We start from the raw sequence: 16,362 nt of genomic DNA, 5'->3' as shown, positions 1-16,362 counted from the left end.
AAATCTCCTTTAATATATTTTTAATCTACTTTTACAATCCAACCTTCTGGCGCTGGAATATCACCAAACTGAATTCCTGTCAATTCATCATAGAGCTTACGAGTCACAGGTCCTACTTCTGTTTCACTATAGAATACATGGAAATCATCACCGTGCTGAATACCTCCAATTGGAGAAATAACCGCTGCTGTACCACAGGCACCTGCCTCTACAAAACGGTCAAGGTTATCAATTGGAACATCACCCTCAATAGGAGTTAATCCCAAACGATGTTCTGCCAAATAAAGCAAGGAATACTTGGTAATAGATGGCAAGATAGATGGACTCAATGGCGTTACAAATTCATTATCAGCTGTGATTCCAAAGAAGTTAGCTGATCCGACTTCTTCAATCTTTGTATGAGTTGAAGGGTCTAGGTAGATAACATCTGAGAAATGGCGCGATTTAGCCAATTTCCCTGGCAAAAGACTGGCAGCATAGTTTCCACCAACCTTTGCCGCACCTGTACCATTTGGAGCTGCACGGTCGTATTCATCCTGAATCAAGAAGTTGGTTGGGACCAAACCACCCTTAAAGTAATTTCCAACTGGCATAGTAAAGATAATAAAAATATACTCCTCTGCTGGTTTTACCCCGATAATATCTCCGACACCAATCAAAAGAGGGCGAAGATAGAGGGTTCCACCTGTTCCGTATGGTGGTACGTATTCTTCATTCGCACGGACAACTGCTTTACAAGCTTCTACAAACATGTCTGTCGGAACTTGTGGCATCAAGAGACGGTCACATGTCCGTTGCAGGCGTTTGGCATTTTCATCAGGACGGAACAGTTGAACACTGCCATCTTTAGTACGATAAGCTTTCAAACCTTCAAATGCTTGTTGTCCATAGTGGAGACTTGGAGAAGACTCTGAAATATGCAAAGTTGCATCCTCTGTAAGCTCTCCTTGATTCCATTGTCCATTTTTAAAATGAGCAATATAGCGATAAGGTAATTTCATATAGGAGAAACCAAGGTTTTCCCAATCAATCGTTACTGTCATATTCCACTCCTTATTCTAAAAACCTATTTCTTATATTCTACACTTTTTTTCTAAAATAGCAAGTATATTTTGTAATTTTCAGAAAATTTCTTCAATAAAAAGAACCAGCTCTTAGAACTGATTCTTCATTTCACTTATTTAGCTTCAGTAAATACTTCTTTAAGATAAGCGTCAAAAACTTCTTCATCTGAAATCGTGTCAGAAATGAAGCTTCCATTGCTAGTGCGTTCTGACAAGTTCAAGTCTTGCAATCGGCTTTCATAGATTGTTCCTTTATTAGATTGGATAAGCAAAGTTTGATCGTTCCCGTCCACTTCCGTACTGAAGAGATCACCAACAAAGCCTTGTTCTGCAACTGCACCAGCCAAGAAGACACGGTGCGGTTTGTTTTTCAACTCACGCAAGACTTGTAGTCCTCGTTTGGCACGGCTGGTTGCCGGAATTTCGTCAATAGAAACACGTTTCAAACTTCCACGCTGAGTCAAGAGGTAGAAAGATGATGTATTACAGATAAAGGCAGACTGGAGAACATCATCTTCTTTCAAGTTCATAGCCTTGACCCCTGCAGCCTTGGCACCGACAACCGGAACCTCTTCGATATTGAAACGTAGGGCATAACCATTTTGGCTAATCAAAAGAACATCATCTAGTTTAATCGGAGCCACTGCTACAATCTGGTCTGTATCGTCTTTGAGCTTAGCATACTTGACAGACTTAGACTTGTAGGTCCGCCATGGAGTGAATTCTTTGCGTTCTACACGCTTGATTTGACCGAGACGAGTAGCTGCAAAATAAGTTGTCGCATCATCAAACTGATCCACGACTTCCACATAAAGGATTTCTTCGTTAGTTTCAAAGTTTGTAATGGTCTGGCTCAGATGCTCTCCGATGTCCTTCCAACGAATATCTGCCAATTCATGGATTGGTCGATAAATGACATTTCCAAGCGTCGTGAACATCAAGAGATGTTGAGTTGTCTTGGCAGATTGAACAAAAATCAAACGATCGTCATCACGTTTGCCAATTTCTTCCAGAGTGGATGCCGCAAAGGAACGTGGGCTGGTACGCTTGATATAACCTGCCTTGGTCACGCTGACATAGGTATCTTCCTCAGCGATAAGACTAGCTGTATCAATCTCAATTGCTTTTGCTGTGTCTTCTAAAGTACTCAAACGCGGAGTTGCAAATTTCTTCTTGACCTCACGAAGCTCTTTCTTCATAAGATTGTACATGGTCCGTTCATCCCCGATAATCGCCGCAAGCATAGCAATCTTCTCACGAAGTTCTGCTTCTTCCTCCTGCAAGACAACTACGTCTGTATTGGTCAAACGGTACAGTTGCAAGGTTACGATAGCCTCAGCCTGTTCTTCTGTAAAATCATAGCTGACCTTAAGGTTTTCCTTGGCGTCAGCCTTATTCTCAGAAGCGCGGATAAGAGCAATGACTTCGTCCAAAATCGAAATCACACGAATCAAACCTTCGACAATATGGAGACGCTTCTCAGCCTTTTCCTTGTCAAAGCGGGAACGCGCCAAAATCACTTCTCGACGGTGAGCGATGTAGCTAGACAGGATTGGAACAATCCCAACCTGACGAGGCGTGAAATTGTCAATCGCCACCATGTTAAAGTTGTAATTTATTTGTAGGTCGGTGTATTTGAAGAGATAGTTAAGAACGAGCTCAGTATTAGCGTCTTTTTTGAGCTCAATAGCGATTCGAAGACCGTCACGGTCAGACTCATCACGAACCTCAGCAATTCCAGCCACCTTATTATTGACACGAACATCATCAATCTTCTTGACTAGATTGGCCTTGTTGATTTCATAAGGAATCTCAGTGATAACGATTTGTTCCTTACCACCTTTTAACTTTTCAATCTCAGTCTTGGAACGAACAACCACGCGCCCTTTCCCAGTTTCATAGGCCTTCTTGATTTCATCACGACCCTGGATAATCCCTCCAGTCGGGAAGTCTGGTCCAGGCAAGAATTCCATGAGTTTATCCACCTTGGCAGTTGGATGATCAATCATATAAACCGTCGCATCAATAACCTCAGCTAAATTATGAGGTGGAATATCTGTGGCATAACCAGCCGAAATACCAGTAGAACCATTAACCAAGAGGTTTGGAAAGGCTGCTGGTAAGACTGTCGGTTCTTTCTCGGTATCGTCAAAGTTCCATGCAAAAGGAACAGTCTTTTTCTCGATATCTTGAAGAAGATAGCCAGCAATCTCAGACAAACGTGCCTCAGTATAACGCATAGCCGCAGGCGGATCTCCGTCCATAGAACCGTTATTACCGTGCATTTCGACTAGAATCTCACGATTTTTCCAGTCCTGTGACATACGAACCATGGCATCATAGATAGAAGAATCACCGTGTGGGTGGAAATTCCCCATGATGTTACCGACAGACTTGGCTGACTTACGGTAGCTCTTGTCAAAGGTATTGCCATCCTTATTCATCGAATAAAGAATACGGCGCTGAACTGGCTTCAAGCCATCACGAATATCTGGCAAAGCCCGGTCTTGAATAATGTACTTGGAGTAGCGACCAAAGCGCTCTCCCATGATATCCTCCAGGGACATATTTTGAATGTTAGACATAAGATATAAAGCCCGTAAAACACCAAGTGAAAATAGGAATTTCTTGCAGTTAACGATGCTCACCAGAGAATTTATCTTTTTCACACAGCATTTAGGGCGTGTTCAACTCCTTTCAAAGAATATAGAGTATGTGTAATGATAAAAGGATTAGTCCAATGTTCAGTTACGATAAGTAACCAAACTATCCTTTCTGTAGTTTAATATGTTCTTCAGTGAGTAATAAGGAATTTTCACACAGTATTTAAGGCGTGTTCAACTCCTTTCGAAGAATGTAGTGTATTTTTTATGGAAAAAGAAAAAATATAGAGTAAGTGAGTTTCACCAAATTCCTGTATCGTCATTTCCACTTGAAATATCTACTCCACAAATCCTCGTTTATACTTGATATGGCTGGCGATATTACTATCTACATCTTTCTTATCCCAAAGTTGGAGTTCCCATGGGTAGTAAAAATTACTTTTATTTTTAAAATAGATATGAATACCGACATAGCCATCTTTATCTCGTAAATACCAGTTTTTTAGTCCGTACAGCTCTTGCCAATCATCTAATTTATCCATGACTTGAGCAATCTCTTTGGAACTTAAAATCATACGAGCACCAAAAATATCATTAAGAATAGAATTCACAGGATAGCCCTCTTGACGCTCAGAAAAACGTGTAATTTTATCTAAAATAGACTCAGAAGTTTTGACACGATAAACATAGGCAATATCTTGGACATCCGCTTTCATCAGATAGTCATTAATTGACTCATGTAAATTCAGACGGTAGGCCAAAATCGCTTTAGTCGGAACTTTTGAAAAGGTATGCTTGAGATTGATTTTTTCCACCTTACCCGTTTCAAAATAATCTTTAGAATATTCTCGATGAATACGATTAATCTCTGTAATGAGGCGTTCCACTTTTTCAATCATAAGTCTTCTCCTCTCGCTTTTTCATTTTTCTAGTTATTCCCAAACTTCTTCACTCTTTCCTCAGCATATCTCATCATCTTCTCAGCCACTTCCTTCTCATAGTCAAAGCCCATCTTGTGAGCAAGGGATTGAGCTTCTTGGTGGAAAAATTTCATCGTAGCAAACAAAGACTGAGTGATTTTGTCTAAACTGGAGAAATCAAGAAGATTAGATAGCTCCTTCTCTTTCTCAGCAGGCAAATAGTGAAAGATGTACTTGTAATTCTTGCCAACATCGACCGTTCCCTTATCTGCTGCCACTTGCCAAGCTAAAAGCTTGAGCAATTCTTGTTGGCAAATTCCATAGAGATGATCCGTCGCATAGATGAGCTGATTCCTACAAATCCCTTTGACAACGTAGGCTGACACCCACCAAAATTCATTACAGGAATTTTTAAAATCCGTTTCAGTAGCTGGGGTTATCCAGTGACGCTTTGGACTGGGAGAATATGACTCAAACAAGCCCTTCTCATCTTCTAAAACTATGAATTTCGACTCGCTATCTACCCACTCTTGAATGTATTCTTTAGGGCAAAGAGTCAAATCGATACGATTGCCATCTTCAAAGAGCATGAGGTAGAGACGACGATGGTCAAGAGCAACCTCTTGCTCGATAATGCGTTTCCCAAACTGGTCTAGCCAAGAAAGGTCACTCGTTAGATTGTCTATGTCATCTACTACATAGACCACGTCATAGTCTTGAAATTCATCTGTTTGAACCTTTTGGTTTGTACGTGAACCAGACATGGCGACAGCTTTGACTTGTAAAGTTTTGGCAGTCTGTAAAATCAGATCTAGCATTTCTGTTTCAGTTCTCATGTTGATACCCATTCATTAAAAAGTGACTTAAAACACTGTCGCTTCTTCCAACGTAAACTTGACATTATCCTCAATCCACTTACGTCGTGGTTCGACCTTGTCGCCCATGAGGACATTGACACGACGTTCGGCGCGTGCTAGGTCTTCGATAGTGACACGGATAAGAGTACGGGTTTCTGGGTTCATGGTTGTTTCCCAGAGCTGATCCGCATTCATCTCACCAAGACCTTTATAACGTTGGAGTGTAGCACCTTTACCAAACTGTTTACGGAGTTCTTCTAGTTCCCCGTCCGTCCATGCGTAAGCTACTTCTTCCTTCTTGCCTTTACCTTTTGACATCTTGTAAAGAGGCGGAAGGGCGATATAGACATGTCCTGCCTCGACAAGAGGACGCATATAGCGGTAAAAGAAGGTTAAGAGAAGTGTTTGAATGTGGGCACCGTCGGTATCCGCATCGGTCATGATAATAATCTTGTCATAGTTGGCATCTTCAATAGAGAAGTCTGCCCCAACACCCGCGCCAATAGTATAAATCATAGTATTGATTTCTTCATTTTTGAGGATATCTGCCATCTTGGCCTTGGCTGTATTGATAACCTTACCACGAAGAGGCAAGATAGCCTGGAACTTGCGGTCACGACCTTGCTTAGCAGAACCACCGGCAGAATCCCCCTCGACTAGATAGAGTTCATTCTTAGAAGGATTTTTGGACTGGGCTGGGGTTAATTTACCAGACAGCAAGCCCTTGTCCTTCTTGTTTTTCTTCCCATTTCGGCTCTCATCACGCGCCTTACGAGCCGCTTCACGAGCATCACGCGCCTTGATAGCCTTGCGAATAAGGTTAGAAGCTAGTTCCCCATTTTCCATAAGGAAAAATGTCAACTTATCAGCCACAATGCCATCCACAACGGGACGAGCAAGAGGGCTTCCTAGCTTGTCCTTGGTCTGCCCTTCAAACTGGAGGTGTTCTTCAGGAACCAAGATAGAAAGAACAGCCGCTAGTCCCTCACGATAGTCTGAACCTTCAAGGTTTTTATCTTTTTCCTTGAGAAGACCTGTCTTACGCGCGTAGTCGTTCATAACCTTGGTAATAGCGGACTTGAGTCCTGTCTCGTGCGTACCACCATCTTTGGTGCGAACGTTATTGACAAAGGACAAGATGTTATCTGAAAATCCATCATTGTACTGAAGAGCTACTTCCACTTGGAAACCATTATCTTCCCCCTCAAAGTACAGAACCGGTGTCAAGGTTTCCTTGTCTTCGTTTAGATAAGAAACAAAGTCCTGTACCCCATTCTCATAGTGGAACTCAATCGCTTCATCTGTACGCTTGTCCGTCAAAGACAAGGTCACATTTTTCAAGAGAAAGGCTGACTCATTGAGGCGTTCTGAAATGGTATTGTACTTGAAGTCTGTCGTAGAAAAGATGGTCGCATCAGGCATAAATGTAACCTTGGTACCTGTCTTAGACTTAGGCGCTGTAGCAATTTTCTTCAAGGTCATGACAGGTTTTCCCCCATTTTCAAAACGTTGCTTATAGATTGCACCATCACGGGTAATTTCTACTTCTAACCAGCTAGAAAGTGCATTAACAACGGAAGAACCCACCCCGTGGAGACCACCAGATGTCTTGTAGCCACCCTGACCGAACTTCCCTCCGGCATGAAGAATGGTAAAGATAACCTCAACTGTTGGGATTCCCATAGCGTGCATACCAGTTGGCATTCCACGTCCATGGTCTTGCACAGTTAAACTGCCATCTTTATTGATGGTCACATCAATACGATCACCAAATCCAGACAAGGCCTCATCGACTGCATTGTCGACGATTTCCCAGACGAGGTGGTGGAGACCAGCACCATCGGTCGATCCTATATACATCCCCGGACGTTTTCGAACCGCATCCAACCCTTCTAGCACCTGAATGGCATCATCATTATAATTGTTAATATTGATTTCCTTTTTTGACACAAGGAACCTCCTATTCGTTCATCTTTACTATTCTACAGGTTTTCCTAGGATTTTGCAAAATTTTTCTTTCTCCGGTGTGACAATTTCAGCAGAGATTCTCTGCCTTTCTTCTCCATTTCATGATATAATAGGAGTATGATTACAATAGTTTTATTAATCCTAGCCTATCTGCTGGGTTCGATTCCGTCTGGTCTCTGGATTGGACAAATTTTCTTTCAGACAAATCTGCGTGAACACGGTTCTGGAAATACTGGAACGACCAATACCTTCCGCATTTTAGGTAAGAAAGCGGGTATGGCAACCTTTGTGATTGACTTTTTCAAAGGAACCCTAGCAACGCTACTTCCAATTATGTTTCATCTACAAGGCGTTTCGCCTCTCATCTTTGGACTTTTAGCTGTCATTGGCCATACCTTCCCTATCTTTGCAGGATTTAAGGGAGGCAAGGCTGTCGCAACTAGTGCTGGAGTGATTTTCGGATTTGCGCCTGTCTTCTGTCTCTACCTTGCAGTTGTTTTCTTTGGAACCCTCTATCTTGGTAGTATGATTTCACTATCTAGTGTCACAGCATCTATCGCAGCTGTTATCGGTGTTCTACTCTTTCCACTTTTTGGTTTTATCCTGAGTAACTATGACCCCCTTTTCATCGCTATTATCCTAGCACTTGCTAGCTTGATTATCATTCGGCATAAGGATAATATCACACGTATCCAGAATAAGACTGAAAATCTTGTTCCTTGGGGATTAAACTTGACCCACCAACATCCTAAAAAATAAAACGCCAGTTCAATTCATGTACTGACGTTTTTTGTATGCTTATTTTGATTTGATATAGTTGATACCATCTGCTTTTGGTGCAACTGCTTTTCCAAAGAATGCTGCCAAGACAAGAATTGTTAAAACATAAGGTGCGATTTGAAGATAAACCGTAGGCACTCCTTGTAGGAACGGCAATTGAGAACCGATAACAGCCAAACTTTGTGAAAGTCCAAAGAAGAGACTAGATAGCATGGCTCCGATTGGATTCCATTTCCCGAAAATCATCGCAGCAAGAGCGATAAATCCAGGTCCAACAATAGTTGTCACTGAGAAGTTAACTGAAATGGATTGAGCATAAATCGCTCCCCCAATTCCACCCAAGAAACCTGAAATAATAACCCCTAAATATCTCATCTTGTAGACATTGATTCCCAAAGTATCCGCTGCTTGAGGGTGTTCACCGACAGAGCGGAGACGAAGACCAAATCGAGTCTTGAAGAGGATAAACCAAGCAAGGAATGAGAAGGCAATCGCGATATAACCTAGCAGACTTGTTGATTTGAAGAAGATATCACCAATCACTGGGATATTAGCTAAGACTGGGAAATCAAAGCGTCCAAAAGTCTGACTTAGGTTGTCGGTTTGTCCTTTGTTATAAAGAACTTTCACTAAGAAAACAGCCAAGGCTGGCGCCATCAAGTTCAATACCGTACCGCTGACAACATGGTCTGCACGGAAATGCACCGTCGCAGCTGCGTGAATGATAGAAAAGAGACCACCAACCAATCCCGCTACAAGCAAGGATAGCCATGGAGTTGCTACTCCAAATTGTTCTGCAAATTCAAGGTTAAAGACAACTCCAGAAAAGGCACCCATAACCATAATTCCTTCAAGGCCGACGTTTACGACACCACCACGTTCAGAGAAAACACCACCGATACTTGTAAAGATGAGGGGTGCTGAGTAAATCAGCATAGAAGACACCAAGAGGGTGAGCAAGGTTGTAATAGACATCTTTACTTACCTCCTTTAACTTGTTTTTTCGGTTTGACAAAGCGTTCGATAAGGTAATGAACACTGACAAAGAAGATAATAGACGCTGTTACAATGCTGACAAGCTCAGACGGTACCTGCGCCGCATTCATACCAGGGGCTCCAACTTGGAGAACACCAAATAGGAAGGCTGCAAAGAGAATACCAATTGGTGAGTTGGCTGCAAGCAGACTAACTGCCATCCCGTTAAATCCAACAGCCAATGACGCCCCCTGAACATAGACGTTCTGGAAGGTTCCAAGTCCTTCAACAGCTCCACCAAGACCTGCCAAAGCACCTGAAATAATCATTGATAGGATAATAGTCCGTTTTGCAGAAATACCAGCATATTCTGAAGCATGTGGATTAAGACCAACTGCACGGATTTCAAAACCAAGAGTTGTTTTCTTGAGCATGAACCAAATAACTGCAACGGCAATGAGAGCAAAGAAAATACCGATATTCATCCGTGAGTTACCAGTCAACTCAGCCAACCAAGGGGTCTGGTAGGTTGCATTAGCCCCAACACGAATGGTCGAATCTGTACTTTGCATGAAGTCTTTAGGAAAGGCATGGATAAAGGCATTTCCTACATACAAGACAATGTAGTTCATCATGATGGTTACGATAACCTCTGACGTCCCTAGATAGGCTCTAAGAATACCCGGAATCGCTCCAACAATCCCACCAGCAATCAGGGCAATCACGATGGTTGCTAGAATCATCAAGGGACGTGGCATATCTGGATGCGACAAGGCAAACCAACCACTGAGAATCCAACCAGCCAAAGCCTGACCAGGAAGCCCGACGTTAAAGAAACCTGCACGACTGGCAACGGCAAAACCAAGACCAATCAAGACCAAAGGTCCCATAGCACGGAAGATTTCTCCAATTCCACGCAGGCTACCAAAGGCTGTATGGAACAATTCTTCGTAGCCCCAAATAGCATCATAACCGAAGATCCACATGACAATGGCTCCAAGTAAAATTCCTAGGAAGACAGAAATCAAGGGAACCGAAATTTGTTGTAATTTTTTAGACATCACTCTTCTCCTTTCCCAAGTTTCCACCAGCCATCAAGACACCAAGTTCTTGTTTATTGGTTGTTTCTGGTGATACAATACCTTGAATCTTACCATCATGGATAACGGCAATGCGGTCTGAGACATTTAAAATCTCATCCAATTCAAAGCTGACAACAAGGACAGCCTTCCCATTATCACGCTCTTCAATCAAGCGTTTGTGGATATATTCAATGGCACCGACATCCAAACCACGAGTTGGCTGGCTGACGATAAGGAGATCAGGATCTCGATCAATTTCACGAGCAATAATTGCTTTTTGTTGATTTCCTCCTGAGAGTGCCGCTGCAGGAACCAATTCACTGGCAGCACGAACATCAAACTCTTCCATTAACTTTTTAGCATAAGAAGTAATATTTGAATAGTTCAAAATCCCATTTTTACTATGTGGTTCTTTATAGTAGGTTTGAAGGGCAATATTTTCAGAAATCATCATTTCCAAAATCAAGCCATCACGGTGACGGTCTTCTGGAACGTGCCCAACACTCAACTCTGTAATTTGTCGTGGGTGCAAGCCTACAATTGAATCTCCTTTTAGCTCAATGCTACCAGATTCAACCTTACGAAGACCTGTGATGGCTTGAATCAGTTCAGACTGACCATTTCCATCAATCCCTGCAATACCAACAATCTCTCCAGCACGAACATCCAAGGACAGATTTTTAACAGCTGGAACACCACGGTTTTCATTGACCACCAAATCTTTGATTGACAAGACCACTTCTTTTGGTTGAGAGGCCTGCTTCTCTGTCTTAAAGGAAACTGAACGTCCCACCATCATTTCTGCCAAATCAGCATTAGTAGCCCCTGCAATTTTGACGGTTTCAATTGATTTCCCACGACGGATAACTGTAACGCGGTCAGAAACTGCGCGAATCTCGTCCAACTTGTGGGTAATCAAGATAATTGATTTTCCTTCTTTAACAAGATTTTTCATAATAGCCATCAACTCCTCAATTTCTGATGGAGTCAAAACAGCCGTTGGTTCGTCAAAGATAAGAATATCAGCTCCCCGATAAAGGGTTTTTAAAATTTCTACACGTTGTTGGGCTCCAACTGAGATGTCTGCCACCTTGGCAGAAGGGTCCACAGCTAAGCCATAACGTTCAGAAAGAGCCTTTATTTCTTTGCTAGCTCCAGCGATATCTAGCACACCATTTTTAGTCAATTCACTTCCTAAAATAATGTTTTCAGCCACCGTGAAAGCCTCTACCAACATAAAGTGCTGGTGAACCATTCCGATTCCCAAGCCAGCTGCTTTAGATGGGGAGTCGAGGTTGACAACTTGACCGTTGACCGCGATTTCACCACTAGTTGGTTCAAGAAGCCCTGCTAACATGTTCATGAGCGTAGACTTACCAGCCCCATTTTCTCCTAAAAGTGCATGAATTTCACCTTTTCGTAGGTGCAGGTTGATTTTGTCGTTGGCAACAAATTCACCAAACACCTTGGTAATATCACGCATCTCAATGACATTTTCGTGTGCCATGTGCTCTTCCTTTCAGAGTCTTATTTTATTTCAATAAAACTTGCTAGTTTGTCTAGTAGCAAGCTTTACTGAGACAAAATGACTTTGTCTCAACTCTTAAAAAGCGGCCGATGGCCGCTTCCTAAGAAATAACTTCCATCCATTATTTTGCAGGAACTTTTACGCTTCCATCAAGGATTTTAGCTTTTGCATCTTCAACGGCTTTTTTACCTTCTTCAGAAAGGTTAGTTGTTACCAAATCAACCCCTTTATCTTTCAATGAGTAAACGATCACTTGACCGCCAGGGAATTCACCTTTTTCTGCCTTGTTAGAAATATCTTTTACAGTTGTACCAACTTGTTTCAAAGTAGATGCAAGAACAAAGTTTGATTCTTTGCCATCTTTAGAAGTGTATTTACCTTCTGCTTCTTGGTCACGGTCAACACCGATAACCCAAACTTTTTCATTTTCAGGACGGCTTTCGTTGAGTGATTTTGCTTCTGCAAAGACACCTGCACCTGTACCACCAGCTACTTGGTAAACAATATCTGCACCAGCTGCGTATTGTGCTGCTGCAATTGTTTTACCTTTAGCGGCATCACCAAATGAACCAGCATAGTCAACTTGTACTTTGATAGATGGGTCTACTGACGCAACACCAGCCTTGAATCCTGCTTCAAAACGAGAGATAACTTCTGACTCCTGTCCACCTACAAAACCAACTTGTTTTGTTTTAGTTGTTTTGGCTGCAGCTACACCTGCAAGGTAACCTGACTCATTATCAGCGAAAGTTACGCTCGCAACATTCTTTTGATCTTTAATCACATCATCAATCAAGACATAGTTCAAGTCAGAATGTTCTTTAGCTGCTTCTTCAACCGCATTGTGAAGGGCAAAACCAACACCGAAGATTAGGTTGTAACTTCCAGCCGCTTGTTGCAAGTTGTTAGCGTAGTCAGCTTCACTTGTTGATTGGAAGTAAGTGAAACCTTTATCTTTTGAAAGATTGTGTTCTTTACCCCAAGCCTGCAAACCTTCCCAAGCTGATTGGTTGAATGATTTGTCATCAACACCACCAGTATCAGTGACAATTGCTGCTTTTGTCTTCACATCAGAAGATGAAGCTGCGTTACGAGAAGAGCGGTTACCACATGCAGCAAGTCCAACTGCTGCTACTGCAACTAGACCAAGGCCTAGCCATTGTTTCTTGTTCATTACTGAACCTCCTAAATAAGATGTGCAACGATGTTGCAAGTATGGATTGGTTGGCCACAAGGACCGTGCCACTCAGAGAGCGACTCAGACTAGTTTAAGTCTGTAAAAGAGTATGGAAGTAATTCCCCGACCGTCATCTCGACCGTCGATTTATCTTTTGCGACTAAGGTCACTTTTAGATCTTGTTCAAAAAATTCAGCCATCACTTGGCGACAAGCACCACATGGTGAAATCGGTTTTTCAGTCTGTCCATAGACAATCAATTCTGAAAACTCTCTTTGACCTTCAGAAACTGCTTTAAAAATCGCTGTACGTTCTCCACAGTTAGTCAAAGAATAACTGGCATTCTCAATATTGACACCTGTATAAATACTACCATCTTTTGCCACTAGAACAGCACTGACTGGAAAGTGAGAATAGGGTACATAGGCTTTCTTGCTGGTTTCAATTGCCAGTTCAATCAACTCAGTAGTCGCCATCTGCCAATTCTCCTTTTAAAATGGCTACCCCAGCTGACGTTCCGATACGGGTCGCCCCTGCTTCAACAAAGGCAAGAGCATCTGCATAAGAACGAGCTCCACCAGCAGCCTTGACTCCCATATCAGGTCCAACTGTTTCACGCATTAATTGAACATCTGCTACTGTAGCACCACCAGTTGAAAAACCAGTAGATGTTTTCACAAAATCAGCTCCCGCTTTTTGAGCCAATTGGCAAGCCACAACTTTTTCTTGGTCTGTCAGCAGGCACGCTTCAATAATGACTTTCACTAACTTGTCACCACTTGCTTCTACAACAGCACGGATGTCCGATTCAATCAAATCAAGATTACCTGATTTGAGAGCTCCAACATTGATCACCATATCAATCTCATCTGCACCATTTTGAATAGCTTCTTTTGTTTCAAAAACTTTCACGGCTGAAGTTGTTGCTCCCAAGGGGAAACCTACTACTGTGCAGACCTTGACATCTGTGCCTTCAAGCCCTTTTTTAGCATGTTCAACCCAGATTGGATTGACGCAAACACTGGCAAAATCATACTCTCTAGCCTCAGACAACAAACAATCAATTTGATTTTCTGTTGCATCTTGTTTTAAAAGCGTATGATCGATATATTTATTTAATTTCATATTCGGATTCTCCTGCGGTTTATGAGATAATTTCTATAATTTCTCGTAAACTTTGCACCCTATCATTTATTTTAACATATTTTTGAAAATCTGTAACTAGCTGAGGAGAAATTTTTCCATTTGTGTATACTTTTGCAACAATTTCTCCCGTTTGAACGGAATCTCCAACTTTCTTTTCAAAAACAATTCCTGTTTCATAGTCCAAGGCATCAGACTTGACTGCACGGCCTGCCCCCAGTCTCATAGCATAAAGCCCAAATTCCATTGCTGGAAGGGCTGAAATGACACCCGTTTCCTGAGCAGGTATTTCCACCACATGGGCAACATTGACAGGACGGTAGAGGTCTTCCAAGTCCCCACCTTGGGCTTGGACCATCTCCTCAAACTTAGCCAGCGCTTGGCCATTTTCAAGATGTTGTCGAACTTCTTCAACTGTTTTATTTATATTTGCCAGGCCAAGCATAATTTGAGCCAATTCACAGATAAAGTGGGTAATATCCTGACGTCCTTGACCTTGTAAAATTTCCAATGCTTCAAGGATCTCCAGACGATTTCCAATAGCACGCCCTAAAGGCTGGCTCATATCCGTAATCACTGCTACCGTTTTTCTACCAACTGCCTTACCAAGTTCCACCATAGTTTGAGCCAATTCGCGCGCTTCATCAACCGTCTTCATAAAGGCACCCTCTCCGACAGTTACGTCTAGCAAAATAGCATCCGCCCCTGCCGCGATTTTCTTGCTCATCACCGAACTCGCAATCAAAGGAATCGTGTCGACAGTTGCGGTTACATCACGGAGGGCGTAGAGAAGCTTATCTGCTTTGACAAGCTGGTCTGATTGCCCAATGACAGATACTCCAATATCCTGAACCTGACGAATAAAATCCTCTTGACTACGTTCTACTTGATAGCCCTTAATGGACTCCAATTTATCAATTGTTCCACCAGTATGGCCGAGACCACGACCACTCATTTTTGCCACAGGTACACCGAAGCTAGCAACAAGAGGAGCTAAAATCAAGGTCACCTTGTCACCAACACCACCCGTAGAATGCTTGTCAACCTTAACCCCATCAATAGCGGATAAATCAAACTCTTGACCTGTCTTGACCATCTTCATAGTTAGGTCAGAGATTTCTCGTGTCGTCATTCCTTTAAAATAAACAGCCATAGCAAAGGCAGACATCTGATAATCAGGAACCGTTCCTGACACATAGCCTTCTACCAGCCATTCAATTTCACTCGAAGTCAGTTCTTGACCATCTCGTTTCTTTTGGATTAAATCAACTGCTCTCATTCTTTCACACTTCTAAGGATATAGTATCCCTTGTCTTTTTTAAGGATTTCACAATTACCAAACACATCCTCCATCTTGGACTTAGCACTTGGAGCCCCTTGTTTTTTCTGGATGACGATGGTCAAATCTCCACCAGTTTCCAAGAAATCTTTACTTTTCTCAATGATTTCGTGAACCACTTGCTTGCCTGCACGGATAGGAGGATTTGAAATAACATGGTCAAATGTGCCTTCAACTTGTTCATAGATGTTGGACTGGAAAATCGTCGCTTCTACTTTATTTCGTTCAGCATTTTGTCGCGCCAAATCCAAGGCACGATTATTGATATCAACCATGGTCGCCTGAACTCCATAAGCCTTAGCTAAAGACAAGCCCAAAGGTCCGTAACCACAGCCTACATCTAGGACTGTCTCTCCTTGGTTGACCTCCAGACACTTGAGCAAGAGTTGACTTCCAAAGTCAATCATTTTCTTGCTAAAAACACCCGCATCCGTTAAAAAGGTCATTTTTTCTCCCAACAACTCCACTCTCAGCTCATGAATATCGTGAGCAGCGTCAGGATTCTCTGCATAATACATTTTACTCATGAAACTATTTTACCATAATTTGACTTAAATTGTAAATCGTTTACATATCCAGAATAAAATCATAACCACCCGTTTGACGGGTGGTTTGAACCAGGGCTATAAGCCCAAATTACCAGCCAGCGCCTAAAGACGCTGGCTTTCACGTTGTTCAAGCCTTATTGCTCTTGACTCGTCACTTGCCTCTCAAAGAGGCTTTAGTATTACTTACCACTATCCCTAAAGGGATCCTCATATTCTTTTACACTCAATTTATCTAGTGCTATATCATGTTTTTCCTGTTCTTGGATATATTTCTTAATTGTGGCTTCATTAAGCCCTACTGTACTTACATAATAACCTTCCGCCCAGAAATGCCTATTCCCAAACTTGTACTTGAGATTGGCGTGTTTGTCAAACATC

14 protein-coding genes and 1 pseudogene are annotated in these 16,362 nt (G+C 42.2%); 1 reads left to right on the top strand and 14 read right to left on the bottom strand.

Going from position 1 to position 16,362, the window contains the following annotated elements; all coding sequences use genetic code 11:
- Nucleotides 1-20 precede the first annotated feature (20 nt).
- The 5 genes from HT679_RS09075 to parE form a co-directional block, all read right to left on the bottom strand.
- The gene (locus HT679_RS09075; protein ID WP_000219004.1) at nucleotides 21-1,043 is read right to left on the bottom strand and encodes a branched-chain amino acid aminotransferase; all 1,023 of its coding nucleotides are present in this window, start codon (nucleotides 1,041-1,043) and stop codon (nucleotides 21-23) included.
- 134 nt (nucleotides 1,044-1,177) lie between these two features.
- Nucleotides 1,178-3,649 (bottom strand): DNA topoisomerase IV subunit A, encoded by a 2,472-nt coding sequence (gene parC / locus HT679_RS09070; RefSeq protein WP_173214241.1) that lies wholly within the window; start codon nucleotides 3,647-3,649, stop codon nucleotides 1,178-1,180.
- A 356-nt stretch (nucleotides 3,650-4,005) separates the two neighbouring features.
- The gene (locus HT679_RS09065; protein WP_057487181.1) at nucleotides 4,006-4,566 is read right to left on the bottom strand and encodes a GTP pyrophosphokinase; all 561 of its coding nucleotides are present in this window, start codon (nucleotides 4,564-4,566) and stop codon (nucleotides 4,006-4,008) included.
- A 29-nt stretch (nucleotides 4,567-4,595) separates the two neighbouring features.
- A complete protein-coding gene (locus HT679_RS09060; protein WP_173214240.1) occupies nucleotides 4,596-5,423 on the bottom strand; it encodes an aminoglycoside 6-adenylyltransferase in 828 nt (275 codons plus the stop codon).
- Between the two features lie 27 nt (nucleotides 5,424-5,450).
- The gene (gene parE, locus HT679_RS09055) at nucleotides 5,451-7,394 is read right to left on the bottom strand and encodes a DNA topoisomerase IV subunit B (RefSeq protein WP_173214239.1); all 1,944 of its coding nucleotides are present in this window, start codon (nucleotides 7,392-7,394) and stop codon (nucleotides 5,451-5,453) included.
- Between the two features lie 135 nt (nucleotides 7,395-7,529).
- Here parE and plsY point away from each other — a divergent pair, with 135 nt between their 5' ends.
- Entirely contained in the window at nucleotides 7,530-8,171 is a 642-nt protein-coding gene (gene plsY, locus HT679_RS09050) for a glycerol-3-phosphate 1-O-acyltransferase PlsY (protein ID WP_173214238.1), read from the top strand.
- Nucleotides 8,172-8,210: 39 nt separating this feature from the next.
- Here plsY and HT679_RS09045 read toward each other — a convergent pair whose 3' ends face one another.
- From HT679_RS09045 to tnpA, 9 genes and pseudogenes are all read right to left on the bottom strand, one after another.
- A complete protein-coding gene (locus HT679_RS09045) occupies nucleotides 8,211-9,167 on the bottom strand; it encodes an ABC transporter permease (protein ID WP_173214237.1) in 957 nt (318 codons plus the stop codon).
- Nucleotides 9,168-9,169: 2 nt separating this feature from the next.
- Nucleotides 9,170-10,228: an ABC transporter permease gene (locus HT679_RS09040; RefSeq protein WP_173214236.1), complete on the bottom strand. Its 1,059-nt coding sequence runs from the start codon at nucleotides 10,226-10,228 to the stop codon at nucleotides 9,170-9,172.
- Nucleotides 10,221-11,756 (bottom strand): ABC transporter ATP-binding protein, encoded by a 1,536-nt coding sequence (locus HT679_RS09035; RefSeq protein ID WP_000929815.1) that lies wholly within the window; start codon nucleotides 11,754-11,756, stop codon nucleotides 10,221-10,223. Before HT679_RS09035 ends, HT679_RS09040 begins: the two co-directional genes overlap by 8 nt.
- Before the next feature lie 142 nt (nucleotides 11,757-11,898).
- Nucleotides 11,899-12,951, bottom strand: coding sequence for a BMP family protein (locus HT679_RS09030; protein WP_173214235.1), 1,053 nt, complete (start codon nucleotides 12,949-12,951; stop codon nucleotides 11,899-11,901).
- Nucleotides 12,952-13,040: 89 nt separating this feature from the next.
- Nucleotides 13,041-13,430, bottom strand: a complete 390-nt coding sequence (locus HT679_RS09025) for a cytidine deaminase (protein ID WP_173214233.1) — start codon at nucleotides 13,428-13,430, stop codon at nucleotides 13,041-13,043.
- Nucleotides 13,417-14,079, bottom strand: a complete 663-nt coding sequence (gene deoC / locus HT679_RS09020; protein WP_173214231.1) for a deoxyribose-phosphate aldolase — start codon at nucleotides 14,077-14,079, stop codon at nucleotides 13,417-13,419. Before deoC ends, HT679_RS09025 begins: the two co-directional genes overlap by 14 nt.
- Nucleotides 14,080-14,098: 19 nt before the next feature.
- Nucleotides 14,099-15,376 (bottom strand): pyrimidine-nucleoside phosphorylase, encoded by a 1,278-nt coding sequence (locus HT679_RS09015; protein WP_173214229.1) that lies wholly within the window; start codon nucleotides 15,374-15,376, stop codon nucleotides 14,099-14,101.
- Nucleotides 15,373-15,963: a class I SAM-dependent methyltransferase gene (locus tag HT679_RS09010; RefSeq protein WP_080551624.1), complete on the bottom strand. Its 591-nt coding sequence runs from the start codon at nucleotides 15,961-15,963 to the stop codon at nucleotides 15,373-15,375. Before HT679_RS09010 ends, HT679_RS09015 begins: the two co-directional genes overlap by 4 nt.
- A gap of 200 nt (nucleotides 15,964-16,163) precedes the next feature.
- Nucleotides 16,164-16,362, bottom strand: a pseudogene (gene tnpA / locus HT679_RS09005) (IS200/IS605-like element ISSsu4 family transposase); the annotation flags it as partial.

The organism is Streptococcus sp. 4886 (genome assembly GCF_013276485.1).
In the GTDB taxonomy this organism is placed as follows: domain Bacteria; phylum Bacillota; class Bacilli; order Lactobacillales; family Streptococcaceae; genus Streptococcus.
The sequence above is the reverse complement of the archived record's forward strand: the minus strand, read 5'-3'. Positions and strand labels throughout refer to the sequence as shown.

Excerpts from the sequence above, each read along its gene's own strand:
- HT679_RS09075 (WP_000219004.1), bottom strand. The coding sequence starts at position 1,043 with ATGACAGTAACGATTGATTGGGAAAACCTTGGTTTCTCCTATATGAAA.
- parC (WP_173214241.1), bottom strand. The coding sequence starts at position 3,649 with ATGTCTAACATTCAAAATATGTCCCTGGAGGATATCATGGGAGAGCGC.
- HT679_RS09065 (WP_057487181.1), bottom strand. The coding sequence starts at position 4,566 with ATGATTGAAAAAGTGGAACGCCTCATTACAGAGATTAATCGTATTCAT.
- HT679_RS09060 (WP_173214240.1), bottom strand. The coding sequence starts at position 5,423 with ATGAGAACTGAAACAGAAATGCTAGATCTGATTTTACAGACTGCCAAA.
- plsY (WP_173214238.1), top strand. The coding sequence starts at position 7,530 with ATGATTACAATAGTTTTATTAATCCTAGCCTATCTGCTGGGTTCGATT.
- HT679_RS09045 (WP_173214237.1), bottom strand. The coding sequence starts at position 9,167 with ATGTCTATTACAACCTTGCTCACCCTCTTGGTGTCTTCTATGCTGATT.
- HT679_RS09040 (WP_173214236.1), bottom strand. The coding sequence starts at position 10,228 with ATGTCTAAAAAATTACAACAAATTTCGGTTCCCTTGATTTCTGTCTTC.
- HT679_RS09035 (WP_000929815.1), bottom strand. The coding sequence starts at position 11,756 with ATGGCACACGAAAATGTCATTGAGATGCGTGATATTACCAAGGTGTTT.
- HT679_RS09030 (WP_173214235.1), bottom strand. The coding sequence starts at position 12,951 with ATGAACAAGAAACAATGGCTAGGCCTTGGTCTAGTTGCAGTAGCAGCA.
- HT679_RS09025 (WP_173214233.1), bottom strand. The coding sequence starts at position 13,430 with ATGGCGACTACTGAGTTGATTGAACTGGCAATTGAAACCAGCAAGAAA.
- deoC (WP_173214231.1), bottom strand. The coding sequence starts at position 14,079 with ATGAAATTAAATAAATATATCGATCATACGCTTTTAAAACAAGATGCA.
- HT679_RS09015 (WP_173214229.1), bottom strand. The coding sequence starts at position 15,376 with ATGAGAGCAGTTGATTTAATCCAAAAGAAACGAGATGGTCAAGAACTG.
- HT679_RS09010 (WP_080551624.1), bottom strand. The coding sequence starts at position 15,963 with ATGAGTAAAATGTATTATGCAGAGAATCCTGACGCTGCTCACGATATT.